24 protein-coding genes and 1 pseudogene are annotated in these 24,801 nt (G+C 62.6%); 10 read left to right on the top strand and 15 right to left on the bottom strand.

The window, feature by feature from the left end:
* The first annotated feature begins 64 nt into the window (after nucleotides 1–64).
* The 3 genes from XarjCFBP7645_RS08795 to XarjCFBP7645_RS08785 all read left to right on the top strand — a co-directional run bounded on the left by XarjCFBP7645_RS08795 (nucleotide 65) and on the right by XarjCFBP7645_RS08785 (nucleotide 4,708).
* The gene (locus tag XarjCFBP7645_RS08795; protein WP_104537186.1) at nucleotides 65–838 is read left to right on the top strand and encodes a Hachiman antiphage defense system protein HamA; all 774 of its coding nucleotides are present in this window, start codon (nucleotides 65–67) and stop codon (nucleotides 836–838) included.
* Nucleotides 825–4,220 (top strand): DEAD/DEAH box helicase, encoded by a 3,396-nt coding sequence (locus XarjCFBP7645_RS08790; protein WP_146096304.1) that lies wholly within the window; start codon nucleotides 825–827, stop codon nucleotides 4,218–4,220. The genes XarjCFBP7645_RS08795 and XarjCFBP7645_RS08790 overlap by 14 nt, the downstream gene beginning before the upstream one ends.
* 95 nt (nucleotides 4,221–4,315) lie before the next feature.
* Entirely contained in the window at nucleotides 4,316–4,708 is a 393-nt protein-coding gene (locus XarjCFBP7645_RS08785) for an AlpA family transcriptional regulator (protein WP_258079525.1), read from the top strand.
* Nucleotides 4,709–4,722: 14 nt separating this feature from the next.
* On the opposite strand, the gene XarjCFBP7645_RS08780 is transcribed toward XarjCFBP7645_RS08785, so the two are convergent.
* The 6 genes from XarjCFBP7645_RS08780 to folD all read right to left on the bottom strand — a co-directional run bounded on the left by XarjCFBP7645_RS08780 (nucleotide 4,723) and on the right by folD (nucleotide 11,390).
* The gene (locus XarjCFBP7645_RS08780; protein ID WP_104537184.1) at nucleotides 4,723–5,247 is read right to left on the bottom strand and encodes a helix-turn-helix transcriptional regulator; all 525 of its coding nucleotides are present in this window, start codon (nucleotides 5,245–5,247) and stop codon (nucleotides 4,723–4,725) included.
* A 4-nt stretch (nucleotides 5,248–5,251) separates the two neighbouring features.
* Nucleotides 5,252–5,527, bottom strand: coding sequence for a hypothetical protein (locus XarjCFBP7645_RS08775; protein WP_104537183.1), 276 nt, complete (start codon nucleotides 5,525–5,527; stop codon nucleotides 5,252–5,254).
* Between the two features lie 206 nt (nucleotides 5,528–5,733).
* Nucleotides 5,734–6,990, bottom strand: coding sequence for a tyrosine-type recombinase/integrase (locus XarjCFBP7645_RS08770; RefSeq protein WP_104537182.1), 1,257 nt, complete (start codon nucleotides 6,988–6,990; stop codon nucleotides 5,734–5,736).
* 301 nt (nucleotides 6,991–7,291) lie between these two features.
* The gene (gene guaA, locus XarjCFBP7645_RS08765) at nucleotides 7,292–8,857 is read right to left on the bottom strand and encodes a glutamine-hydrolyzing GMP synthase (protein ID WP_104537181.1); all 1,566 of its coding nucleotides are present in this window, start codon (nucleotides 8,855–8,857) and stop codon (nucleotides 7,292–7,294) included.
* A 100-nt stretch (nucleotides 8,858–8,957) separates the two neighbouring features.
* Nucleotides 8,958–10,415 carry an IMP dehydrogenase gene (gene guaB, locus XarjCFBP7645_RS08760; protein WP_104537180.1) on the bottom strand — a complete coding sequence of 486 codons (1,458 nt, stop codon included), beginning with the start codon at nucleotides 10,413–10,415 and terminating at the stop codon, nucleotides 8,958–8,960.
* A gap of 90 nt (nucleotides 10,416–10,505) precedes the next feature.
* The gene (gene folD, locus XarjCFBP7645_RS08755; RefSeq protein WP_104537179.1) at nucleotides 10,506–11,390 is read right to left on the bottom strand and encodes a bifunctional methylenetetrahydrofolate dehydrogenase/methenyltetrahydrofolate cyclohydrolase FolD; all 885 of its coding nucleotides are present in this window, start codon (nucleotides 11,388–11,390) and stop codon (nucleotides 10,506–10,508) included.
* Between the two features lie 49 nt (nucleotides 11,391–11,439).
* Here folD and XarjCFBP7645_RS08750 point away from each other — a divergent pair, with 49 nt between their 5' ends.
* Nucleotides 11,440–11,760, top strand: a complete 321-nt coding sequence (locus XarjCFBP7645_RS08750) for a DUF1244 domain-containing protein (RefSeq protein WP_104537178.1) — start codon at nucleotides 11,440–11,442, stop codon at nucleotides 11,758–11,760.
* On the opposite strand, the gene XarjCFBP7645_RS21655 is transcribed toward XarjCFBP7645_RS08750, so the two are convergent.
* From XarjCFBP7645_RS21655 to cmk, 9 genes are all read right to left on the bottom strand, one after another.
* Nucleotides 11,742–11,912, bottom strand: a complete 171-nt coding sequence (locus XarjCFBP7645_RS21655) for a hypothetical protein (protein ID WP_166774689.1) — start codon at nucleotides 11,910–11,912, stop codon at nucleotides 11,742–11,744. The genes XarjCFBP7645_RS08750 and XarjCFBP7645_RS21655 overlap by 19 nt on opposite strands.
* A 94-nt stretch (nucleotides 11,913–12,006) precedes the next feature.
* Entirely contained in the window at nucleotides 12,007–12,900 is an 894-nt protein-coding gene (gene galU / locus XarjCFBP7645_RS08740) for a UTP--glucose-1-phosphate uridylyltransferase GalU (RefSeq protein ID WP_104537176.1), read from the bottom strand.
* A complete protein-coding gene (locus tag XarjCFBP7645_RS08735; RefSeq protein WP_166774688.1) occupies nucleotides 12,900–14,807 on the bottom strand; it encodes a polysaccharide biosynthesis protein in 1,908 nt (635 codons plus the stop codon). The genes galU and XarjCFBP7645_RS08735 overlap by 1 nt, the downstream gene beginning before the upstream one ends.
* Nucleotides 14,808–14,820: 13 nt before the next feature.
* Nucleotides 14,821–15,798, bottom strand: a complete 978-nt coding sequence (locus XarjCFBP7645_RS08730) for an MraY family glycosyltransferase (RefSeq protein WP_104537175.1) — start codon at nucleotides 15,796–15,798, stop codon at nucleotides 14,821–14,823.
* Nucleotides 15,798–16,976, bottom strand: coding sequence for a lipopolysaccharide assembly protein LapB (lapB, locus tag XarjCFBP7645_RS08725; protein ID WP_104537174.1), 1,179 nt, complete (start codon nucleotides 16,974–16,976; stop codon nucleotides 15,798–15,800). The genes XarjCFBP7645_RS08730 and lapB overlap by 1 nt, the downstream gene beginning before the upstream one ends.
* A 6-nt stretch (nucleotides 16,977–16,982) precedes the next feature.
* Nucleotides 16,983–17,288, bottom strand: coding sequence for a lipopolysaccharide assembly protein LapA domain-containing protein (locus XarjCFBP7645_RS08720; protein WP_104537173.1), 306 nt, complete (start codon nucleotides 17,286–17,288; stop codon nucleotides 16,983–16,985).
* 65 nt (nucleotides 17,289–17,353) lie between these two features.
* A complete protein-coding gene (locus XarjCFBP7645_RS08715) occupies nucleotides 17,354–17,665 on the bottom strand; it encodes an integration host factor subunit beta (protein ID WP_104537172.1) in 312 nt (103 codons plus the stop codon).
* An 88-nt stretch (nucleotides 17,666–17,753) separates the two neighbouring features.
* Nucleotides 17,754–19,439 carry a 30S ribosomal protein S1 gene (rpsA, locus tag XarjCFBP7645_RS08710; RefSeq protein ID WP_016903550.1) on the bottom strand — a complete coding sequence of 562 codons (1,686 nt, stop codon included), beginning with the start codon at nucleotides 19,437–19,439 and terminating at the stop codon, nucleotides 17,754–17,756.
* A 183-nt stretch (nucleotides 19,440–19,622) separates the two neighbouring features.
* Nucleotides 19,623–20,306 (bottom strand): (d)CMP kinase, encoded by a 684-nt coding sequence (cmk, locus tag XarjCFBP7645_RS08705; RefSeq protein WP_104537171.1) that lies wholly within the window; start codon nucleotides 20,304–20,306, stop codon nucleotides 19,623–19,625.
* Nucleotides 20,307–20,478: 172 nt separating this feature from the next.
* On the opposite strand from cmk, the gene ykgO reads away from it, so the two are divergent.
* The 6 genes and pseudogenes from ykgO to XarjCFBP7645_RS08675 all read left to right on the top strand — a co-directional run bounded on the left by ykgO (nucleotide 20,479) and on the right by XarjCFBP7645_RS08675 (nucleotide 24,792).
* Nucleotides 20,479–20,604, top strand: coding sequence for a type B 50S ribosomal protein L36 (gene ykgO / locus XarjCFBP7645_RS08700; protein ID WP_005913193.1), 126 nt, complete (start codon nucleotides 20,479–20,481; stop codon nucleotides 20,602–20,604).
* A gap of 240 nt (nucleotides 20,605–20,844) precedes the next feature.
* Nucleotides 20,845–21,174: a hypothetical protein gene (locus tag XarjCFBP7645_RS08695; RefSeq protein ID WP_104537170.1), complete on the top strand. Its 330-nt coding sequence runs from the start codon at nucleotides 20,845–20,847 to the stop codon at nucleotides 21,172–21,174.
* A gap of 232 nt (nucleotides 21,175–21,406) precedes the next feature.
* The gene (locus XarjCFBP7645_RS08690; protein ID WP_181126263.1) at nucleotides 21,407–22,441 is read left to right on the top strand and encodes an agmatine deiminase family protein; all 1,035 of its coding nucleotides are present in this window, start codon (nucleotides 21,407–21,409) and stop codon (nucleotides 22,439–22,441) included.
* A gap of 80 nt (nucleotides 22,442–22,521) precedes the next feature.
* On the top strand, nucleotides 22,522–23,406 hold the full coding sequence (locus XarjCFBP7645_RS08685; RefSeq protein WP_104537168.1) for a carbon-nitrogen hydrolase: 885 nt from the start codon (nucleotides 22,522–22,524) through the stop codon (nucleotides 23,404–23,406).
* Nucleotides 23,407–23,458: 52 nt separating this feature from the next.
* Nucleotides 23,459–23,567, top strand: a pseudogene (locus XarjCFBP7645_RS08680) (GNAT family N-acetyltransferase); the annotation flags it as partial.
* Nucleotides 23,560–24,792: a TraB/GumN family protein gene (locus XarjCFBP7645_RS08675; RefSeq protein WP_047124345.1), complete on the top strand. Its 1,233-nt coding sequence runs from the start codon at nucleotides 23,560–23,562 to the stop codon at nucleotides 24,790–24,792. The pseudogene XarjCFBP7645_RS08680 and the gene XarjCFBP7645_RS08675, both read left to right, overlap by 8 nt.
* The last annotated feature ends 9 nt before the right edge of the window (nucleotides 24,793–24,801 follow it).

The raw sequence follows: 24,801 nt of genomic DNA, 5'->3' as shown, positions 1-24,801 counted from the left end.
TCGAACTGGGCTTCAATTTACCCCCTCTCAGAAGAGTGCTGGCACAAGAATCCGGAGCTCGTGAATGCTATATCAACCTTGGTGCGACAGAAGTATCCAGGAGCAAGGCAGCAAGCAGCTATGGCGCCTATCCGAGCGAGACGGAGGAAGAGCTGCAATCGAAGCTACTCTCACTACTCGGATCCGATCTCACTACGACAATCTGGACGAAATAGCTGAAGACGTCCGTGAGTTGGGATATCCGGGCGCGGCTGCAATTCTGGCTGAGCGCATGCCGCGCTCACCACGCGCACGTTCGGGAGAGCTTGGCGAGATCCTCGCGACCGAGTTGGTCGAGGAGCATCTTGAGTTTGAGGTTCCGGTCCGTCGTCTGCGATACAAGGATGGTCGAGAGATGGCCCTGCGTGGCGATGATTTTGTCGGTCTGAAGCTCGATGCCCAAGAGAATCTTCACTTCTTGAAAGGCGAGTCGAAGAGTCGAGCAAACCTCGCGAACGCCGCCATTTCGGAGGCGCGAGAGGCGCTTTCCAGAGACGACGGCAAACCTACGGCAACATCCCTGCTCTTCGTCGCGGATCGACTCATGGAGGGCGAAGGCGAACGTCGGCAGATGGGCAGACGGATTCGCAACGATGTCGCCAGTCGAGCCGCGCCCCCAGCGCGGACCAGTCACATGCTTTTCACCATGTCGGGCAATTCCACCCCTCAGGCGCAGCGTGATGATCTGGCAGCGGCGGATGGAACCCGCCCTCATTTATCCGCACACCTGCACATAGAGGACCACCAGGCCTTTATCCAGGACTGCTACGAAAGGGCTCTGGCGCTTGGAAACGATTGAAGAACTGGCAGGATTTCTGCGCGAAACAACCCAAGACGGATACCGAGGCCGTCTGCAGGCCCGTGGTCAAGCGCGGGCACTGATCCGCCATGACGGGCATTTGCCACCGGATGCCCCCGCTTTTAGCGAGGGAATCGACTCGGACCTCGCTGACTATGGTCTTTCGGTACTACGCGCCTCGCTAGCATTGCGCGAGCTAGGAGGCGATCAGGAGACTTGGCGACGGGGTTTTGTTCATGCAGCTGGAGCTTTCGAGGCGCTGGTCCAGAATGGCTCGCAGGAGGACGCATTCCGTGGCTTCTATCGAACAGTCGGGGCCGCAGCCTATCACCTAGCAAACTACTCTGCGCTGGCATTCTCTCTTCTGACGCAAGCGCAAACCGACCAGAATCGCTCACCTGCCGAGGATGCACTTGCACTTCTGATCGTGCGTGATCTGAAGGGGCTAGAACAACGCGCAAGGCAGTGGCTACATGACCCCGCGAACAGCGATCAGGGCATCAGCAGAGCCGCAACCGATGAAGAGCTTGACCCCGACGATGTTGTCTCGCGTGTGGCGACATCAACGATGTTCAGATCGCTGGTGTTCTTCGAGTTTGGCCTGCAGACCGGCCAGAACTCCCTCGTTGTGGAAGCGCGCAATCTCCTGAAGCGAGCGATTTCATTGACCAGGGCTGCCAGTGCAGTTTCGCTTTGGTGGATTCTCCGGATCACCGCAAACCTTATCGACGATCTTTGGTCAAGCAGCCTACACAAGGTCTTGCCCGTAGAAGGACCACCCGGCTCAGAAAACTATACCCAGCTTAGGAAGCTATTTGTTTCGGAGCTATATAGCCGGCGCTCCTCCGAGGTGGAGTTGTGGCCTTCTCAGTTGCTGGCAGCTCAGCGGGCCGTTGACGTATCCGACGATTTGGTGGTCGCCCTCCCCACTAGCGCGGGCAAGACGCGAATAGCAGAAATCGCGGCGTTGATGACATTGGCTTGTGGCCATCGGGTTTTGATCGTAACGCCACTGCGTGCGCTTTCGGCGCAAACCGAGCGCTCCTTTCGCAAGACATTCACGCCCCTTGGATTCTCCGTCTCATCGCTCTACGGAAGCAGCGGCGTGGCTGGAACAGACGAGGATGCTCTGCGGGAACAGAACATTGTCATCGCCACGCCTGAAAAACTGGACTTCGCGCTGCGAAACGACCCTGACATCATCAATGACGTTGGATTGATTGTGCTGGACGAAGGGCATCTGATTGGTCCTAGCGAGCGCGAGATTCGCTACGAAAACCTGGTGCAGCGATTGCTGCGACGCCCTGACCATGCCAATCGGAGAATCGTTTGCCTATCGGCGATCCTGCCGGCAGGGGATCAGCTCAACGATTTGACTGCATGGATTCGCAGCGATGCTCCGGGCGATCCGATTCAGTCCAACTGGCGGCCTACACGCCAGCGTTTTGGCACGCTATCTTGGCTCGGAAATTCGGCACGCCTGAGTTTCGACCTTGAGCGAGATGGTCCGTTCATTCGACACTTTGTGCCGGAGGTTCCTCCTATTCGACCCCGTCGAACTCCGTTCCCGAGGGACAACAAGGAATTGACGCTCGCGGCTGCGTGGAAGTTCTCCGAGCAAGGAAAACGCGCACTGATCTTTTGCACCCAACGCGATCATGTTGAGGGATTTGCAGAAACCGCCCTGGATATGCAAAGACGGGGCTTCTTGCCCTCTCTTCTCACTGATGCACATGAAGTCGAGCGTGCCATGGCCGTGGGCCGAGAATGGCTAGGGGCCGAGCATCCAGCAGTGCGTTGCTTGACCATAGGCGTTGCCATTCATCATGGACGTCTCCCAGGCCCCTTCCTGCGAGAGGTGGAGGCACTGCTTTCCGCGGGCGTTCTACGTGTCACTGTGGCCTCCCCGACATTGGCCCAGGGCCTGAATCTCAACGCAGCGGTACTCCTGATTCCCAACTTGTACAGGGCGGGAACACTGATTTCGGGAGAAGAGTTCGCCAACGTCGCGGGACGTGCCGGCCGAGCGTTTGTGGATCTGGAAGGGCTGGTAATCCACGTGATGCATGACCCGGAAGATTGGCGTCACGCGAGATGGCGAGAGCTGGTCACGTCGGCCAAGGCCCGCTCTCTTTCGAGTGGAATCATCGTCGTAGTCAATGAGGCAATACGGCGCCTCTCGACTTCAGGAGTGTTTGCGCGCGCGGATGCCATAGAGTACCTGTCCAACACACAGGAGGCTTGGTTTCCGGATGCCGTGGAAGATGATCAAGAGTCAGACTCCATGGAAAGCCTTATAGAGCGGCTGGACTCAACTGTGCTCGGCCTAATCGAGGCGCTTGATGCGGATAGCGCGGATCTTCCACGACTGCTTGATGAGGCCCTTGCGGGCTCACTTTGGGCAAGACAAATCGCCCACCTCGATGCCCTTGAAAAGCAAAAGCAGCTCTGGATTCTCGTCAGTAGAGCACGGCTCATCTGGAACAAAACAACGGTTGAGCAGCGCAAGGGACAGTTTGCAATGGGTGTGGGCCTGGAATCGGGGCTCGCCATCGACGCAATGGCTACTGAGCTGACCGAGCTTCTTGATCTCGGCGATGCTGCGGCCCTCGTTGGAAATGCAGAAGCCTTGACCGCAGCACTGGTTGGAATGGGCGAGAGGCTACTTGCGATCCGCCCCTTTGCTCCAGATGACCCGCTACCTGCGAACTGGAGAGACCTTCTAGGCGCCTGGATTCGAGGCGACGATGTAGCGACGATTGGCCAGGAAGACATGCGCGTCGTGGACGACGCTTTCGTCTATCGCTTGGTATGGGCGATTGAAGCTATCCGGATGTATCGGCGCATCAATGGTGGCGAATCAGAGATGCTTGTCGAAGGTGCTGCCGCGGCATGCTTGGAGGCTGGACTTCCATCCAATGCGATGGCCATGCTTGTTCGAGCGGGCTTGCCCTCGCGCGTCGCGGCCAAGACGGTCATTGAGCAAATCGAGCCCGATTTCACAACTCGCGCAGAGATGAAGGCGTGGCTTCGTTCGGCGGAGGTGGCAGCTTTCGATGATGTTCCCAATTGGCCCACGCCCGAAACGAAGTCAATCTGGCAACAGTTCCGACTCGACGTTCTTGCCAGCATAGACGGGAAATGGGCTGCACAGGAATGGACGATGCAATGGCCTTCTCGCTCGGCTTTCCCCATGCGGATAGAGGTTGATTCGCAAAGTGGCCAAGTGTCCACTGCAACACCTGACTTTGTACAGCTGACGACGATTCAGCAGAGGCTCCAAGCTGAATCGCCCAGCCTGTTTGAAGTCGAACCGCTGCAGGACGGAGCGAATGTCAGAATCCGCCGCATAGGGCGGGGCGAGGCACGTTGGGTGGGGTGAGATGAGTAAAAGAGTGCGCGCGATCCGCAAACGTACTACTCCCTTCTACGCCACTACAGGTTGTCGCGATAGGTCCTGAGCTTCACCATGTCTCCATGCAGCAAGCCATGGAGTCCGAGGTGGAAAAACTATCGCAAGCAACCAATGCATCCGGCATCGTCGCCCGACAGTCGCTCCCCTTACCGGGAACGGAAGCCTACGAGGCACTGCCGCAGTTTCCAAAGCACAGCCCCCTTCCCTTTCGGCGAACCATTCGCCGCCACGAGTTGCGGCAGATCGTCCCCCTTGCCGAAACGACGATCTACGAAATGGAGCGCCGCGGCGAGTTTCCACGGCGCTTCAATCTGACGCCCCGCTGCGTGGTGTGGGACCTGGCCGAAGTCGAGGCTTGGATCGACGAACGCAAGCTGGCTCCTCGCACTGGCGCCGCCAAACCGGATGTCCAGCTGCGAAAAACCCGCCCTGTTGGGGCGGGTTCCCGGGGGTGAGGCTTGCGACGGCCTCATCCCACAAGAGCTTCCAGTTCCTCGGAAGCCGAACGCGATAACCGCCGCCCCTCCTTGGCTACATTGACCTGCAGGGCTACGCGCGACACCTCCAGAACGTCCAAGGCCAGTGAGTAGCTGCCCTTGGCCTGCAGCCAGGCCAACAGATCCGCCAAGTGCCAGATCGACGCGCTGCCCTCATGCACCGGCGCCGGGAAGCTGCCCGGATGGGCCAGCATCAGCTTGCGCATGTTCTGCCGCGACAGGCCCACGATGTCGGCCACATCGGTCAGCCCGACCAAATCCGGCGCGACCTCGATCAGCCTGGCCAACGGTACGGCGCGCCGCACGTCGGCCAGCGCGCTGCGGACAGCCGCGTCCGCACTGTCCGCCTCGCGGGTGAACTCCAGAGCGAGCCGCCCCGGCTGTCCGATGCCAACCAGGGCATCGTCGCAGCCAGCCTCGCCCAGGCGCTCGACCAGCACGTCAGGCTCGCGATCGTCGTCGGCAAGCTGGTACTTCAAGGTGAAGGTGTATTCCATCGCGCTACTCCTTGGCATCGTCGCCAGCCTCTCGCTGCTTGCGATGCGTGGTGCAGTTGTCCACGACACGCCGCAAGGCGCGGGCGTGGTTGCCGGGGTTCTTCGGCGTACTCCATACCGATGTGATGCAGAACTCGCCGCAGCGGCACTCCTCGTCGTTGTACGGACAGTAAATCCGCCCCCAAGCGTGGCTGCCGCCGACTTCGACGCGCCAGCCCTGCCCTTCGGCATGCCTGAGAGCTTCCTCGACCTCTCTCTTCGGATGAGAGGAACGGGCCATCAGTGATCTCCAGTATCGAGACAATCGACTAGGTTGTCAAGTGACAACCTGGCCTCATCGGAATTGGCCCGCGTATCGCGCGGCTCGACCATCAGGAGGTTCAGATTTCCAGGTTTTCGATCACTCAAAGTGATCTTTTCCTCGAAGAAATGAACTTGGCCCGATCCGTCAAAGGCCGATCCAAGGCACATCATGATGCGGCCCTCCTATACGATCGCGCTCAGCGCCGGCACGACCACGCTCCTCGGCACCAGCTTCGGCACATAGGTCTGCCCGCCGCCCCAGGCTTCAATCAGGTTGGCCCACTCTTGCAGCATGTGGCGCCGCTGCTCGGCGTACTCGGCCTTGTTGTAGACCGAGCGCGAGGAACGCCCGTCCTCGTGCGCCAGGCACTTCTCGATCCAGTCGCGGTTGAAGCCGATTTCGTTCAACAGCGTCGAGCCGGTGCGGCGCAGGTCATGGACGGTGAACGGCTGCAGCGGCAGCCCTTTGGTTTTCGCAGCCTGTACCACGAGCTGCGTGACCCGATTCAAGGTCGCATTGGACATGCACCGCTCGGCATCGTAACGAGACGGAAAAACGAACCTTGAACCCGCCGCGCAAGCGTGCAACGTGACGAAGATGTCGAGCGCCTGGCTCGACAGGTAGACCATGTGCGGATTGCGCCCCTTCATCCGCTGCTTCGGAATCGTCCAAGTCGCGCGCTCGAAATTGACCTCATCCCAGGTGGCCTGGATCAGTTCGCTCTTTCGCACCAGCGTCAGCAGAATCAGGCGCAAGGCGAGCCTGATGGTCGGATAGGTCGCCACCAATTCCAGGTGCTGAATCACCAGCCGGATTTCCAGCGGCGACAAGGCTCGATCCTTGGGCACGAAGGTGGCGATCGAGGAGGCTCGCACGCTCTCCGCAGGGTTCTCCACCTTCTCGCCGTGGGCGATGGCGTAGACATAGACCTGCTTCACGATGTCGCGAATCTGGACTGCCGTGGCCGGCGCCCCACGCTCCTTGACTTTGTTGCACAAGGCCCGCAGGTCTTCGGCCTGGATCTCGGTCAGCAGGCGATTGCGGAACACCGGCAGGATGTCCCGGTCGATGATGTGCTTGCGCATGGCGCGGGTGCTGTCGGCCAACCGCGCATTGGTCAGCCATGCTTCTGTCGCCGCGCCGAAGGTCTTGATGGCGACCACCCGCCGCTTCTCGCGTTGCTTTTCAAGCGCGGGGGATATGCCTGCCTGAACGGACTTGCGCGCCTCCAGGAGCAGTTCGCGCGCCATCGCCAGCGAGATACCGCCCGGGCCATAGCGTCCCAAGGTCAGCGTCTCGCGGCGGCCGTGGAGCCGGTAGTCGTAGCGGAAGGTGACGGTACCGCTGGGCGATACCGTCACGTACATCCCGTCTCGGTCAGAAGCCTTATAAATCTTGGACTTAGGCTTCAGATTTCGCAGTGCAGCGTCGGTCAGCATCGAGGTTTTCCTCCGGTTTTTTGACGGCTTTTACCGTCAGGGACCTGGAGACCTGCTGATGCCCGGAAAGCCGCGTAAAACAAGCTTTCCCGAGAAGACTTTTACCGTCAAAGACGGTAAAAGTCTCAATAGTGAACGAGAGTGTCTTAATCCGGCCTCGATTCTTACCGCCAGCGCCACCGTCAACTTGTTTTGCTAGCCGGCGATAGCCACCGATAGATGCCGCGGCATATTAACCTAACAAATCAACACGTTACGACGCTTTTTCGATAGCTAGCGATAGTCCTCGAAGGACGTCAATTCACTCCCACTCGATCGTCGCAGGCGGCTTGCCGGAGATGTCGTAGACCACGCGCGAAACGCCGCGTAGTTCGTTGATGATGCGGTTGCTCACCGTGCCGAGGAAATCGTACGGAAGGTGCGCCCAGTGCGCGGTCATGAAGTCGATGGTCTCCACCGCGCGCAGCGCGATCACCCATTCGTAGGCGCGTGCATCGCCGACCACGCCGACCGACCTGACCGGCAGGAACACCGCGAACGCCTGGCTGGTCTTGTCGTAGAGGTCGGCCTTGCGCAGTTCGTCGATGAAGATCGCATCGGCCTTGGCCAGCAGTTCGGCGTACTCGCGCTTCACTTCGCCCAGGATGCGCACGCCCAGACCGGGGCCCGGGAACGGATGGCGGTACACCATCGTGCGCGGCAGGCCGAGCTCGACACCGAGGCGGCGCACTTCGTCCTTGAACAACTCGCGCAGCGGCTCGACCAGGCCCAGCTTCATGTGCTCGGGCAGGCCACCGACGTTGTGGTGACTCTTGATCACGTGCGCCTTGCCGGTCTTGCTGCCGGCCGACTCGATCACGTCCGGATAGATCGTGCCCTGCGCCAGCCACCTGGCATTGGCCAGCTTGCTGGATTCTTCGTCGAAGATCTCCACGAACAGGTTGCCGATGATCTTGCGCTTGGCTTCCGGGTCGCTCACGCCTTCGAGCTTGGCGAAGTAACGATCGGCCGCGTTGACGCGGATCACCTTCACGCCCATGTGCTCGGCGAACATCGCCATCACCTGGTCGCCTTCCTGCCAGCGCAGCAGGCCGGTATCGACGAACACGCAGGTCAGCTTGTCGCCGATCGCCTTGTGCAACAGCGCGGCGACCACCGACGAATCGACGCCGCCGGACAAACCGAGGATGACGTCGTCATCACCCACCTGCTCGCGTACGCGCGCGATCTGGTCGTCGATGATGTTGGCCGCCGTCCACAGCGTCTGGCAGCCGCAGACATCGACCACGAAGCGGCGCAGCAAGGTCTGGCCCTGCAGCGTGTGGGTGACTTCGGGGTGGAACTGCACGCCGTACCAGCGCTTGTCCTCGTTGGACATCGCCGCCACCGGAATGCGGTCGGTCACCGCGGTGACGGTGAAGCCCGGCGGCACCTGCGACACGTGGTCGCCGTGGCTCATCCACACGTTCAGGCGCGACGCGCCGGCATGATCGGTCAGTCCAGCGAACAAGGCATCGGCGGCCACCACATCGACTTCGGCATGGCCGAATTCGCGCTGATCCGCTGCTTCCGTAGCGCCACCCAGCTGCGCCGCCAGCGTCTGCATGCCGTAGCAGATACCGAACACCGGCACGCCGCTGTCGAACACCTCCTGCGGCGCAACCGGCGCACCCGGCAAGGTGGTCGACTCGGGACCACCGGACAGGATGATGCCCTTGGCGCCGAAACCGGCGATCTCCGACGGGTCATGATCCCAGGCCCAGATCTCGCAATACACCCCGATCTCGCGAATACGCCGCGCAATCAGCTGAGTGTACTGCGCGCCGAAATCGAGGATGAGGATCTTGTCGCTATGGATGTTGGTCATTGGCGCCGGGAATCGGGAACGGGGAATCGGGAATGGGCAAAGCGGCGCAGACGCTGGTTCATCGATTCCCGACTCCCGATTCCCCATTCACGCATGGGCATCAGCCCATGCGGTAATTCGGCGGTTCCTTGGTGATCTGCACGTCATGGACATGGCTTTCGCGCTGGCCGGCACCGGTGATGACGACGAACTTCGGCTTGGTGCGCATCTCCTCGATGGTCGCGCAGCCCACGTAACCCATCGTCGCGCGCAGGCCGCCGATCAACTGATGGACGATGCCACCGACCGGGCCGCGATACGGCACGCGCCCTTCGATGCCTTCCGGCACCAGCTTGTCGGCATCGCTGGAATCCTGGAAATAACGGTCCTTGGACCCCTTCTCCATCGCGCCCAGGCTGCCCATGCCGCGGTAGCTCTTGTAGCTACGGCCCTGGAACAGCTCGACCTCGCCGGGCGCTTCCTCGGTGCCGGCGAACAGGCCGCCGACCATTACCGTGGAGGCGCCGGCGACGAGCGCCTTGCCGATGTCGCCGGAGTAGCGGATGCCGCCATCGGCGATCAGCGGGATACGGTCCTGCAACGCTTCGGCGACCATGTCCACCGCGGTGATCTGCGGCACGCCGACACCGGCGACCACGCGCGTGGTGCAGATCGACCCGGGGCCCACGCCGACCTTGACCGCATCGGCGCCGGCGTCCATCAGCGCCAGCGCGGCATCGCCGGTGACGATGTTGCCGCCGATCACCTGCAGCTGCGGATACGCCTTCTTGACCCAGGCCACGCGATCGATCACGCCCTGCGAATGGCCATGCGCGGTATCGACGATGACCACGTCCACGCCGGCCGCCGCCAGCAGTTCGATGCGCTGCTCGGTGTCGCCGCCTACGCCGACCGCCGCGCCGACCAGCAGGCGCGTGGACCCGTCCTTGGCGGCGTTTGGGTTGTCGGTCTTCTTCTGGATGTCCTTGACCGTGATCAGGCCGCGCAGCTCGAAGCTGTCGTTGACCACCAGTATCTTTTCGATGCGGTTGCGGTGCAGCAGCTCCAGCACTTCCTCGTCACTGGCGCCTTCGCGCACGGTGATCAGGCGATCCTTCTTGGTCATGATGTGGCGGACCGGATCGTCGAGCTTCTTCTCGAAGCGCATGTCGCGGCTGGTGACGATGCCGACCAGTTCGCTGCCATCCACCACCGGCACACCGGAGATGTTGCGCGCACGGGTGAGCTTGAGCACCTCGCCGATGGTCGTGTCCGGGCTCACCGTGAACGGCTCGGTGATCACGCCGGATTCGAACTTCTTGACCCGGGCGACTTCGCCGGCCTGCTGCGCGGGGGTCAGATTCTTGTGGATGATGCCGATGCCGCCCAGCTGGGCCATGGCCACCGCCAGGCGGTGTTCGGTCACTGTGTCCATCGCGGCCGAGAGAATCGGCAGTTTCAGGCGCAGATCGCGGGTCAGCCGGGTTTCCAGGCTGACGTCCTTGGGCAGGACGATCGAATGAGCGGGGACGAGGGAAACGTCGTCGTAGGTGAGAGCTTCAGCCTGGATGCGGAGCATCGGCGGACCCGAGTTTGGGGAAGCGCGGCATTTTACCCTGAAAGCCTTCACGAAGACACAACGCGACTGCAATGCAGCGTTACGCGCGCCTCAGCCAGCCGCGTCGGCCGCTTCCAGCGTGTTCTGCATCAGCGTGGCGACCGTCATCGGCCCGACTCCACCAGGCACCGGCGTGATCCAGGCCGCACGTCGCACCGCCGCGTCGAAACCGACGTCGCCGACCAGGCGGCCATCGTCCAGGCGATTGATGCCGACATCGATCACCACTGCGCCCGGCTTGACCCATTCGCCCGGAATCAGGCCTGGCCGACCCACCGCCACCACCAGGATGTCGGCGTTGCGCACGCTGGCTTCCAGCACCTCGGGCGGGGTGAACTTGTGGCAGCTGGTGACCGTGCAACCGGCGATCAGCAGCTCCAGGCCCATCGGCCGGCCGACGTGATTGCTCACGCCCACGATGGTCGCGTTGCGGCCACGCACCGGCTGATCGGTGTGCCCCAGCAAGGTCACAATGCCACGCGGCGTGCACGGACGCAGGCCGAATTCGCGCAGCGCCAGGTGCCCGACATTCTGCGGATGGAAGCCGTCGACGTCCTTACGCGGATCGATGCGCTGGATCAGGCGGTTGGCATCGGGAATCCCCGGCAACGGTAGCTGGATCAGGATGCCGTGGATCTTGGGGTCGGCATTGAGCTGGTCGATCAGCAGCGCCAGTTCGGCCTCGCTGGTGCCCTGCGGCAAGTCGTAATCGAAGGCTTCGATGCCGACCTTTTCGGCCGCACGCCGCTTGTTGCGCACATACACCGACGAGGCCGGATCACCGCCGACCAGCACCACCGCCAGCCCAGGGCGCGCCTTGCCGGCCGCCAGGCGCGTATCCACGCGCAGCTTCAGCCCGTCGAGCAGTTCCTCGGCGATGCGGCGACCATCGAGAAGGCGGGCCGGAGCAGAGGCAGCTGGCGCGGAAACGGTCATGGGGCGTCAGGTGTAGAGTCGAAGGCCGTCTATTGTCCCCGATTCCGTCATGACCGACACCACCTCGACACCCGATTCCATCGCCACGTCCATCGAAGCGGCCGCATTTCGCCGTCTGTTGCAGCATCTCAACCAGCAGCGCCCGGATGTGCAGAACATCGATCTGATGATCCTGGCCGGCTTCTGCCGCAATTGCCTGGGCGACTGGTACCGCGAAGCCGCCGAAGCGCATGGCCAGCCGATGAGCAAGGAGCAGGCACGCGAAGCGGTGTACGGCATGCCGTTTGCCGACTGGAAACAGCGGCACCAGAAAGACGCCACGCCTGCGCAGCTGGAAGCCTTCGCGGCCGCTCAACGCCGGCACGGCTGAACGCTTTTGTGACCCTGCAGCCAGGCGACATCGCCAGGCTCGGCCAGCTGCCCTAGCACCGCCGTGGAGGTCGGCACGACGCCGGACACGGCGACGAATGCCAGCGGCGGCGTGACGCCGAGCAACACGCCGATGCCGGTCAGCACCAGCACGCGGACCGCGACCTGGAGGGCCCGCAAGCGGAAGATCTCAACGACGAACGACGCCAGATGGCGTCGTTCGTGGATGCAGCCGATGGCCAGACGATCAGCCGCGCGCGTCGGCCTCGGCCAATGCAGTGCGCAGGATTTCCTTGGCCGGCCCGCCGTGCTTCTCGTGCTCGAGCGCGAAATGCACGGTCGCCTCGATCAAGCCGATGTGCGCACCACAATCGAAACGACGGCCTTCGAAGCGATAGGCGTCCACGGTCTGCTGCTGCAGCAGTCCGGCGATCGCATCGGTCAGCTGAATTTCGCCCCCAGCACCGGCACCGGTCTGTTCGAGCAGCTCGAAGATCTTCGGGCTGAGCACATAACGACCGACTACCGCCAGATTGCTCGGTGCCACTTCCGGCTTGGGCTTTTCCACAATGGCGTTGATGCGCCCCTTGCGGCCATCGAACGCATCGGTGGCCACGATGCCGTAACTGGCGGTCTTGTCGTGCGGCACATCCTCGACGGCGATGACGCTGCCGCCCGAGGCCTCGGCCACATCCGCCATCTGGGTCAGCGCACCGTCACCACGGTTCCAAATCAGGTCGTCCGGCAGCAATACCGCAAACGGCTCATCGCCAACCACGGCCTTGGCACATAACACGGCGTGACCCAGGCCAAGCGCCTCGGCCTGGGTCACGAAAATGGCACGCACGCCCTCCGGCAAAGCATGCCGCACCAGCTCCAACTGTTCGAGCTTGCCGGCGCGCTCGAGCTTTTGCTCCAGCTCGTAGGCCTTGTCGAAGTAGTCGGCGATCGAGTGCTTGTAGCGATTGGTCACGAAGATCAGCGTGTCGCAACCAGCCTGGATGGCTTCGTCGACGGCGTACTGGATCAGCGGTTTGTCGATGATTGGCAGCATTTCCTTCGGCACCGTCTTGGTTGCCGGAAGAAAGCGGGTCCCAAGACCTGCGACGGGGAATACGGCCTTGCGAATACGCTTGCTCATTAAAGTCTTCTGACCTCACGTGCGGGGAATGGAACGACCGTATCAGATCGCGCGTCGACTTTCCGTCGAGCAGCCGCAAAATCCGGCATCAGACTGCCCAGCACAGTTTCCATCGCCTTGATGTCATAGCGGTTGACCGCCTCACGCAAGCGCGTCACCAGCTGCAATACCTGCTCGTGCGAGAACTCGCGCACACCGGCTTCCAGAATCTTGGGATGCGCGGTGGGGCGATAGTGCTCGTCGGAATAAAACAGGGTTTCGTGCAGCTTCTCGCCCGGACGCAAGCCGGTATAGAGGATGGCCACATCCTTACCGGGCTGTTTGCCGGCAAGACGGATCATCTGTTCGGCGAGCAGGCGAATCGGCACCGGCTCGCCCATGTCCAATGTATAGATCGCGCCATGCGAGGCGGAGGCCGCAGCCTGCACCACCAGCTGGCAGGCTTCCGGAATGGTCATGAAGTAACGGGTCACATCCGGATGCGTCACCGTGACCGGGCCGCCCTGCCGGATCTGCTCACGGAACAACGGCACCACGCTGCCGGCCGAATCCAGCACGTTGCCGAAGCGCACGGTGATGAAACGCGTCGGCGCATCGCGCGCGTCAAGACTCTGGCAGACCATCTCTGCGTAGCGCTTGCTCGCGCCCAGCACGTTGACCGGCTCGACCGCCTTGTCGGTGGAGATGAAGACGAAGGTCTCGATGCGTGCACGCTGACAGGCGCGCGCCACGTTTTCGGTGGCCAGCACATTGTTGCGTACCGCCTCGCGCAATTGTTCTTCCAGCAACGGCACCTGTTTGTAGGCGGCCGCATGGAACACCGCATCCGGCGGGGCGGTATGCAAGGCATGCGCAACCACGGCCGGGTCGCCGCAATCGCCAAGCACACGCACCACTTCGATATCGGGAAACAACCGACGCAGATCCGAATCGATCGTCAGCAATGCCAGCTCATCGATTTCCAGCAGCACGATACGCCGCGCACCGTGACGGGCGCACTGGCGGCACACTTCCGAACCGATCGAGCCACCCGCGCCGGTCACCATGACCGTCTTGTTGGTCAACCAGTCGCGAATCAGGCGCCAATCCGGCGTGACCGGTTTGCGATTGAGCAGGTCCTCGATCGCGACTTCCTTCAACTCGCCGGGCAACGAGCGCCCTTCCAGCACGTTGATCAGCTTGGGCACCATACGGAACGGCAGCCCGGTGCTTTCGCAGATGGCCACCACGCGCTGCATGCCCGAGGCGTCCAGCGACGGAATCGCGATGACCAGCAGTTTGGCTGCCGTCTCCTTGGCGATGGCTGCGGCCTGGTCCAGGTTGCCCAGCACGTTGAGGCCCTGAATCTTGGCGCCATGCAGATTGTTGGCATCGTCCAGATACCCGACCGGCACGAATGCACCGGTGCGGCGCAGATCACGGACAAGACCCTCGGCAGCGCGACCCGCGCCGAGGATCAACACCCGTTGCGCCGCATCGCCGGAGTGCGCGATCTGGTAATCCTTCCAGGCGCGATACAGCAGCCGCGGGGTACCCAGCAATGCCGACAGGGCAAACGGGTAGACCACCAACACCGACAGCGGCACCCCATCCAGGCGGTCGTAGGACAGCGCCAGCACGATCGCGACCAGACCCAGAAAACTCGACTTGAAGATGTTCCACAAGTCCGGCACCGAGGCGAAGCGCCACAGCCCGCGATACAGGCCCATCTTCCAGAACACCAGGCCTTGTGCCACCAGGACCACGGCGGTGCGCCAATCCCACAACGGCAGATCGGGAGCCTCGCGCAGCATGGAGTAGCGGCCGGCATGCAACAGCTGCCAGCACACCCACACCATCAACAGGTCATGCAGCACCACCGCAGCCTGCGGCAGGGCCTTGGTCAAATGGTCACGCCAGGAAATCATAAACGTCCATTACTCAGCAATTGCGCAGTCCGTCGCGCAGAAAATGCCAGATTGCGGTGGCACCTAGACCCCATACCAAGGCTCCAGAGACCTGCAGCCAATTTGCATCATGACGAATTAACACATACAAGCAGACAGCAGCGACGCTGAAAGCGAAATAAATAGCGCTTACCAGAACGTGCGTCTCAAGCCTGCGTGCCAGCCGCTGATAGAGATGTTGGGCATGCGGCTCCCACCACCGTTGCCCGGCGAGCATGCGAGACAGCAGCGTGAAGCCGGCGTCTACGAGAAACGCGGTCAGCGGCAACCAGCTGATCCACCAACTCACTTGCTCGCTGGCCACCGTCAGCGCCAGCAATGCAGCCAGTACATATCCCAATGCACCACTGCCGCCGTCGCCCAGAAAGATGCGCGCACGCGGAAAGTTGAACGGCAAAAATCCCAGGCAGGATGCAGCGACGGCAAGACCCGCCCACGCCCATGCGGCAGGCACGACCGCAGCAAACGCCAGTGCGGCCAGCGCCGCCTGGCTGCTGGCCAGGCCGTTGATGCCGTCCATGAAGTTCCAGACATTGATCAATATCACCGATGCCATGGCGGTGAGCACGCCATCCCAGAGCTGGCCCGTGTAACGGCTGACCAGCCAACCCAGCATGGCCGACGCCAGCAGATGGATCGCGAACCGCAGCCTGGCCGAGAGCGGACGATGGTCGTCCCACCAACCTACCCCGGCCACCAGCACCAGCCCGGCAGCGAACCAATAGATGACAGAGCCTGCCGCCGGCCAGAACACGCTTGCCGTCAGGCACCCGGACAGCAGCGCGGCAACGATTGCCATGCCACCGCCACGCGGAGTGGCGACCACATGGCTGCGACGTTCGCCCGGATGATCGAGCAGACGCCGATGCAGCGCGTAGCGTCGCAGCAACCAGGTCCCCACTGCCGCGACCGTCAGGTGCAACAGACACCACCACAGCCAGACCTGCGGCATCAGACCACCGCGTAGTTCAACAGCGGCTTGACCGTTCCCCATTCCTTGCAGCTCGGGCACTGCCAGTGGTGCGTCTTCGCGCCGAAGCCGCAGCGGGTGCAGCGGTAGCTCGGGTTGCGCACCAACAACTGGTCGGTGATGTGCTTGAGATCCTGCAAGGTGCCCACCGGGTCGCTGCCTTCGGCCAGGGTCAGGTCGATCAACGCCGACTCGCCGCGGACCGATGGTCGGTCCTTGAGCTGACGGCCCAGGTAAGCCAGCGCAGGGGCCACGCCGTCCTGCGCTTCCATCAGCTGCGTCAATGCCAGCACCGGGGCGATGCCGCGGTAGTGCTCGGTCATCTCCGACAGGAAATTACGCGCACCGGCGATATCGCCGACCCGGCGATAGGCCGCCATCAACGCAGGGATGATTTCAGGCAGGTACTCCGGATCATGCCGGGCGGCGCGTTCGAATGCGCGCACGGCCGCTTCATCGTGTCCACGCTCGGCTTCGATGCGTCCTTCCAGAATGCCGGCGCGTACCGAAGTGCCATCGGCCTGATACGCGCGCGCGATCGCCTGCAACGCTTCGTCGGGCTTGCTCAGGCCACGATAGCGATCGGCCAGCTCGCACTCGAATTGCGCAATCAGCTTGCCCATCGGCTCGCCGGTGACTTCTTCGTAACGGGTGGCGTTGTCGATCGCCTTTTCCCAATCGCGCTCGGCCTGATAGATGCCGATCAGATGACGCAGTGCCTGTGGGGCACGCTGATCCAGTTGCGCCAGTTCGGTGAACACGGTCTCGGCACGATCCAGCAGGCCGGACTTCATATAGTCCTCGCCCAGCGCCAGCAAGGCCTGCACGCGCTGTTGATCGGTCAGGTCGGCACGTTGCACCAGACCCTGGTGCAGCCGGATCGCGCGATCGACTTCACCGCGACGGCGGAACAGATGCCCCAACGCGACCTGGGTCTCGAAGGTCTCCTTGTCCAGTTCGGCGATATGCAGAAATAGTTCGATCGCCTTGTCCGGCTGCTCGTTGAGCAGATAGTTCAGACCGCGAAAGTAAGTGCTGGATAGGCGACTGACCTGGGTATCGCCGTGGCGTTGACCACCGCGGCGGCCAACGATCCAGCCCCCCAACGCTGCCAACGGCACGAACAGGAAGAACCAGATCCACTCGGTCAGAAAGTCCATACGCGCTTACAGTCCATCAAAGGGGCGCGGCTCGACTGCGGCAGGCGCAATGGGCCTGGCGTCGGTGCGACTGACTGCAACAGCCTTGTTGGCCTGGCGCAGTTTGGAATAGAGGGGAATCACCACACTGACCAGCACCATGCCGGCACCGATCAACACGCCGACCAGCAGCGCGACGATGATCGCGATCCCGGAGGTCGTGCGCACACTGGAGAAGAGGAAGTCGAGAGTGACGTCCTGGGAATTGACCGCACCGATGATCAGACCGACCAGCAGGAAGGCCAGCATCACCAGCAAACGAAACACCTTCATGGCCAGACTCCGTCGAAAGAGGCTTAGCTTAACCGAGCCGACATAAACACAGCGGCAGAACGACTTTAGTCAGCCGCATCCAGCAGATCGACCGGGACCACGGAGCTGACACGCTCACGCAATTCCTTGCCGGGCTTGAAATGCGGAACATGCTTGCCAGGCAACGCGACCGACTCGCCGGTCTTCGGATTACGGCCAAGACGTGGCGGGCGGTAATGCAGCGAGAAGCTGCCAAACCCGCGGATTTCGATCCGATCACCATCGGAGAGCGCCTGCCCCATCATTTCCAGCAGCGATTTGACTGCCAGATCCACGTCGTCCGCCTTCAGATGCGCTTGACGTTGCGCCAGGATTTCAATCAATTCGGACTTGGTCATGGGAAGACTTGCTTTTTTCGACTGACACATCGGAATCGGCCCGGGCAAGCCCGGGCCGATCCATCACGCTCTTGCGAGCGCTACGCGCTTACTCGGACTTGTTGCTGTTCAACTGTGCACGCAGCAGCGCGCCCAGCTGAGTCATGCCACCGGATGCGGCCGAAGACTGGTATTCCTCCAGCGTTTCGCGCATTTCGGCATCGTCCTTGGCCTTGATCGACAGCTGCAGGGTGCGGCCCTTGCGGTCCATGCCCACGAACTTGGCTTCAATCTTGTCGCCGACCTTCAGGTGCTGGGTCGCATCGTCCACACGCTCGTTGGCGATGTCGCGTGCAGCGACGTAGCCTTCGATGCCATCGGCCAGGTCGATCGTGGCGCCCTTGGCATCCACTTCACGCACCACGCCTTCGACCTTCGAACCCTTCGGGTTGGAAGCCATGTACTGGCCGAACGGATCCTGCTCCAGCTGCTTGACGCCCAGGCTGATGCGCTCACGTTCCGGATCGACTGCCAGCACAACGGCTTCCAGCGTGTCGCCCTTCTTGTAGTTGCGCACGACATCTTCGCCGGTGGTGTTCCAGCTGATGTCGGACAGGTGGACCAGGCCGTCGATGCCGCCGTCCAGACCGATGAAGATGCCGAAGTCGGTGATCGACTTGATCTGACCGGACACCTTGTCGTTCTTCTTGTGGGTGGCTGCGAAGGTTTCCCACGGATTGGCGGCAACCTGCTTCATGCCCAGCGAGATGCGGCGACGCTCCTCGTCGACATCCAGCACCATCACTTCGACTTCGTCACCAACCTGCACAACCTTGGACGGGTTAACGTTCTTGTTGGTCCAATCCATCTCGGAGACGTGCACCAGACCTTCGACGCCCGGCTCGATCTCGACGAATGCGCCGTAATCGGTGACGTTGGAGACCTTGCCGAACACGCGGCTGTTGGCCGGGTAACGACGTGCGATGTTGTCCCACGGATCTTCGCCCAGCTGCTTCAGGCCCAGGCTGACGCGGTTACGCTCGCGATCGAACTTCAGCACGCGCACGTCCAGCTCGTCGCCGACATTGACGACTTCGGACGGATGGCGCACGCGCTTCCAGGCCATGTCGGTGATGTGCAGCAGACCGTCGATACCGCCCAGGTCCACGAACGCGCCGTAATCGGTCAGGTTCTTGACCACGCCCTTCAGGATCGCGCCTTCCTGCAGCTTGTCCATCAGCTGCTCGCGCTCTTCCGAGTGCTCGCTCTCGACCACGGCACGACGCGAGACCACCACGTTGTTGCGCTTGCGGTCCAGCTTGATCAGCTTGAACTCGAGCTCCTTGCCTTCCAGGTAGGCCGGGTCGCGCACCGGGCGCACATCCACCAGCGAACCAGGCAGGAACGCGCGGACATCCTTGATGTCCACGGTGAAACCACCCTTGACCTTGCCGCTGATGCGGCCGGTGATGGTTTCGTTCTTTTCCAACGCCTCTTCCAGCTCGTCCCACACCATTGCGCGCTTGGCCTTCTCGCGCGACAGCACGGTCTCACCGAAGCCGTTCTCGATGGAGTCGAGGGCAACCTTGACCTGGTCGCCGACGCCGACATCGATCTCGCCAGCGTCATTACGGAACTGCTCGATCGGCACGATGCCTTCGGACTTCAGGCCAGCGTTGATCACCACCACGTCGCCGCGCACTTCCACGACGGTACCGGTGACGATCGAGCCCGGCTTCAGCTTCGCCAGATTGGCTTGACTGGCTTCGAACAGTTCAGCAAAAGATTCTGTCATTTGAATTTTACTCAGTTGAACACACGGGCGTTGATCGTCCAATACGACAGATGCCAAGCGCCCAGCCTGTTGGTCGACTCCGGACAGCGAGTCGGTTAAGTAGTAGTAGAACCGCCACACGGGATGTGCGACGGAGCCTTGGAACGCCTTACGGTCGGCGGGACATGCCCGCTTGCGGAACGCTTACGACGACGTGCGAACGGCTAACAACCCGACCACACGCTGGACGACATCCTCGATCCCCATTCCGCTGGTATCGATCAGCACGGCGTCTTCGGCCGGCCGCAATGGCGCCACCACCCGCTGCGCATCACGGGCATCTCGAGCCATGATCTCGCGCAGCAGGTCGTCAAAGATAACCGAAACACCCTTTTCCATCAACTGTTTATGGCGACGGCCCGCACGTTCTTCAGCACTGGCGGTCAGAAACACCTTGTAGGCAGCATCGGGGAAGATCACCGTACCCATGTCGCGCCCGTCTGCGACCAGGCCGGGCGCCCGCCTGAATGCGCGTTGCCGCTCTTTCAATGCGCTACGCACCTCAGGGATGGCGGCAATCGCCGAGGCCAGCGCGCCGGTCGTCTCAAGGCGCAGTTCGCCGGTGGCATCCACCCCGTTGACCAGTACCCGCAGCCCCGCCTCGCCGGCGTCGTCGAACTCCACCTTGGTGTCGAAGGTGCAGCGCACCAGCGCGGCCGGGTCGGAAACGTCCAGATCGGCCCAGCTCGCCGCCACGCCCACCGCGCGGTACAGCGCACCCGAATCGAGGTAATGCCAGCCCAGCCGTGCGGCTACGATCCGGCTCACGGTGCCCTTGCCGGCGCCGGAGGGACCATCGATGGTGAGAACGGGCGAAAGGTCGGTCATTCAGGTTTCCGGAAGGTCATCAGGCGGTAGTGTAGCGCCGCTGATTGGAATTCGGATGCAACCACTTGAAAGCACGACGAAAAGCCGGTTAGAATTGCCGGCTTAATTCCGGGTGCACCCTCGATTGCGGGCACTCTTCCATCGAATCCAACCGTTTACGCCGAGGTGTGCAATGAAAGTCCTGTCCTCCCTGAAGTCTGCGAAGACCCGTCACCGCGACTGCAAGGTGGTCCGCCGCCGCGGCAAGGTCTTCGTGATCTGCAAGTCGAACCCGCGTTTCAAGGCGCGTCAGCGCTAAGCCTTTGCCGCGCGCGCAAGACCCGAGAAAGCCGCCTCCGGGCGGTTTTTTCTTGGCCGGTGCTTCAGGTCGGTGGTTGCGACATGCCGGCTGCACTGTCTCAGGTCTTGGCCGGCTCCGCGTACCGGTGGAGCTGGCAGGCATCCGGCGCGGCGTTGGGTGACACTGCTCTGCAAGCACGCCCGTCCTGGTTTTTGCTGTAATCACCATCCGAATCTTGTCCACTGGGGAGTAGATGACATGCGCAACCGTTTGTTTGGCCTGCCGTTGATCGCGTTGATGGGGATCAGTGCCGTTGCCTGGGCCGATACGCTACTGGTCGACCGTGCACAGCAAAAGCCTGCCGCTGCCCTGCCCTTGCGCGGCGACAGCATGAGTCAGGTCCAAGGCCGTTACGGCGCGCCGCAGGAAAAGCTGGAACCGCGCGGTGGCCAGAAGCGCCAGTGGCCGACGATCCATCGCTGGGTGTATCCGGCCTTTACCGTGTACTTCGAAAGGAGCCGGGTGATCGACGTGGTGGCCAATCAGGCCAATGCCAACGAGATCGGGCCCAAACCGCCGATCAGGTGATCGCGGGTTGTTCGGGCTCCAGCGGATTGAGACTGCAACAGTGGGTTGATCCGATGATGCAAAAAGCGATCACCGTGGATCGCCAAGGCGAATCCTTCGAAAGGGCGATTTGACGTCAATCCCTCGCAAGAGCCGATTTGACGCGAGTCCCTCGCAAGAGCCCGCACGTCCATGTGCGGGGATTGAATTAACGGCCCGGCGTTGCCTGGCATTGATTAGGTAGTTGCAAGTTATGACCGATAGCGTTCGCTTTCCTGCCGAATGGGAACCTCAGTCCGCCGTGTTGATTGCGTGGCCGCACGCGGGCACCGACTGGGCCGAGCGTCTTGCCGAGGTGGAGGAGACCTATATCGCGCTGGTCGCGGCGATTTCCCGTTTCGAGCCGGTGATCGTGTGCGTTGCCGATGACGATCTGCAGATCTACGCAGAAGCGCGGCTGCGCTCGGCACGGGTGGATATGGCGCGGGTGCGCTTCGTGATTGCGGCTTACAACGACACCTGGCTACGCGATTCCGGCCCGATCACGCTGCGCCAGGATGGCGGTTTCCGCCTGATGGATTTCCGCTTCACCGGCTGGGGCGGCAAGTTCGAGGCCAGCCTGGATGATCAACTGGTCACCTCGCTGGACGCGGCCCGGGTGTTCGTATCCTCGCAGGTGCAGACGGTCGACTTTGCATTGGAAGGCGGTGCAATCGAGACCGATGGCGCGGGCACCTTGCTGACCACCTGGAAATGCCTGCACGAGCGGCATCCGCAGCGCACGCGCGATTCGCTGAGTGCCGATCTTGCCGCGTGGCTGGCGCAGGACCGCGTGCTGTGGCTGGATCACGGCTATCTGGAAGGCGACGACACCGACGCGCATATCGATACGCTGGCGCGCTTCGCCGGCCCGGATGCGATCGTCTACCAGGGCTGCGATGTGGCCAGCGATTCGCATTACACCGAACTGCAGGCGATGGGCACCGAACTGGCTGCATTGCGCAAGGCCGATGGGCAGCCGTATCGCCTGTTCGCGTTGCCGTGGGCAGAGCCGATCCTGGATCAAGGCCGGCGCCTGGCCGCCTCCTACGCAAATTTCCTGATCGTCAACGGTGCGGTGCTGATGCCGGCTTACGGCGACAAGGCCGATGCGGGCGCGCAGGCAGTGCTGGCCGAGGCGTTTCCGCAGCACGCCATCGTGCCGGTGCCGTGCCGCCCATTGATCTGGCAGAACGGCAGCCTGCACTGTCTGACCATGCAACTGCCCGCCGGCTTGCTGGCTGCCTGAGTCACTCCTGTTCCGGCCGGCAGGCCGGTGTTACACCATCGCGCGCTACCTTAGTGCGTCACCTAGTTGGACCAACCGCCATGACCCGTCATCTCCTTCCCGTCGCGCTGATCCAGGAGCGCAACCACGGCGACGCCGCGGCCAATCTGGCCATCATCGAATCGCGCGTGGCCGAAGCTGCCGCACAGGGCGCCAGGCTGGTGCTGCTGCAGGAACTGCACAACGGTGCGTATTTCTGCCAGCACGAGTCGGTGGACGAATTCGACCTGGCCGAGCCGATCCCCGGCCCCAGCACCGAGCGGCTGGGCGCGCTGGCCAAGCAACACGGCGTGGTGCTGGTGGCCTCGTTGTTCGAGCGCCGCGCGGCCGGGCTGTATCACAACACCGCCGTGGTGTTCGAAAAGGACGGCCGCCTGCTCGGCAAGTACCGCAAGATGCATATCCCGGACGATCCGGGCTTCTATGAAAAGTTCTATTTCACCCCGGGCGATCTGGGCTTTGCGCCGATCGACACCTCGGTCGGCCGGCTCGGCGTGCTGGTGTGCTGGGACCAGTGGTACCCCGAAGCGGCGCGCCTGATGGCGCTGGCCGGTGCGGAGCTGCTGCTCTACCCCACCGCGATCGGCTGGGATCCGGATGACCAGCAACCCGAGCAGGAGCGCCAGCGCGATGCCTGGGTGCTCAGCCATCGCGGCCATGCGGTCGCCAACGGGGTGCCGGTGCTGTCGTGCAACCGCGTCGGCCATGAGCCCTCGCCGTTGGGCGCGTCGGGCATCCAGTTCTGGGGCAACAGCCATGTGCTGGGGCCGCAGGGCGAGTTCATCGCCGAAGCCGGACAGGACCCGACGGTGCTGGTGTGCGACGTCGACCTGCAGCGCAGCGAACACGTGCGCCGCATCTGGCCGTTCCTGCGCGATCGCCGCATCGATGCGTATGGCGACCTGCTCAAGCGCTACATCGACTGACCGCATGCCTGTCGAGTTGCGCAATGTCCGCGACGCGGACATCCCGGCAATCACGGTCGGAGTGTTCACCGGTATCGGCCGCAAGCATGGTCGCTGGCTGGACGGCGTGCAGATGCACCGCGCTCGGCTCCGGCGACACCGCCCCTCCTTCTGATGAATGACCCCATGACTGAGCAAACCACCCACGTTCTGGACGATGCGTTGTCCGGCCAGCCGCATCGCATCGTCGAACGCGATGGCGTGCGCTATACGTTGCTAGGTACCGCGCACGTGTCACTGGCCAGCGTGGCCGCAGTGCAGCGGGCGATCGGCAGCGGCCGCTACGACGCGGTGGCGGTGGAGCTGGATGCGCAGCGCCTGCAGGCGCTCAGCGATCCGGACGCCCTCGCCCGTCTGGACCTGGTACAGGTGATTCGTAAGGGCCGGGTGGCCTTGTTCGCGGCGAACCTCGCCCTGGCCGCCTACCAGCGCCGCCTGGCCAAGCAGCTCGGCATCGAGCCGGGCGCGGAGTTGAAGGAAGCGGTGAATCTGGCGCGCGCGCAAGGCCTGCCCGTGCACCTGATCGATCGCGAAGTCGGCCTGACCTTCAAGCGCGCGTCCGGGCGGCTGGGATTCTTCGGCAAGATGAAACTGGCCGGAGGCCTTCTCGGCGGTCTGTTCGCGGCTGACGAGGTGGGCGAAGAGGAAATCGAAAAGCTCAAACAAGGCGACATGCTGGAGGCGAGCTTCGGCGATTTTGCCAGCGAAAGCCCGGAGCTGTACGAGACCGTGATTGCCGAGCGCGACCAGTACATGGCCACGCGCCTGCGCGAGGAAGCCACTACGGATCAGCGCGAGATACTGGCGGTGGTCGGTGCAGGGCATCTGGCCGGTCTTGCGCGCCACCTGGAACAGGACACCGCCGCACCCGGCCCGTTGCGCGAGTCGCTGGAATACGTGCAGCAGCGCAAGCGCATTCCGTGGATCACATTGGGCATCCTGGCGATCATCATCACCGGCATCGGCATCGGGTTCTGGCGCGGCGGTCTGAGCATGGGCGCGGACCTGTTGTTGCAGTGGGCGATGTATACCGGCGGACTGGCGGCGTTGGGTTGCCTGTTGGCCGGCAGCCATCCCTTGAGCATCCTCACTGCGGCGGTCGTGGCGCCCTTCAAGCCGTTCCGTCTGAGCGTGCCGACCGGTGCGTTTGCGGCCCTGGTCGAAGTGCATATGCGCAAGCCGGCCTATGGCGACTTCCTGTCGCTACGCGACGACGCGCAGACCTTGCGCGGCTGGTACCGCAATCGCGTCTCACGCGTGGTGCTGACCTTCCTGCTGACCAACGTGGGCAGCATGGCGGGCGTGTGGCTGGCCGGTGTGCAGATCTTCAATCGCCTGCACGGGTGAGCGTGGCGG

The organism is Xanthomonas arboricola, assembly GCF_002940665.1.
GTDB lineage: Bacteria > Pseudomonadota > Gammaproteobacteria > Xanthomonadales > Xanthomonadaceae > Xanthomonas > Xanthomonas arboricola_B.
Note: the sequence above shows the minus strand (reverse complement) of the source record. Positions and strands in the feature narration are given on the sequence as shown.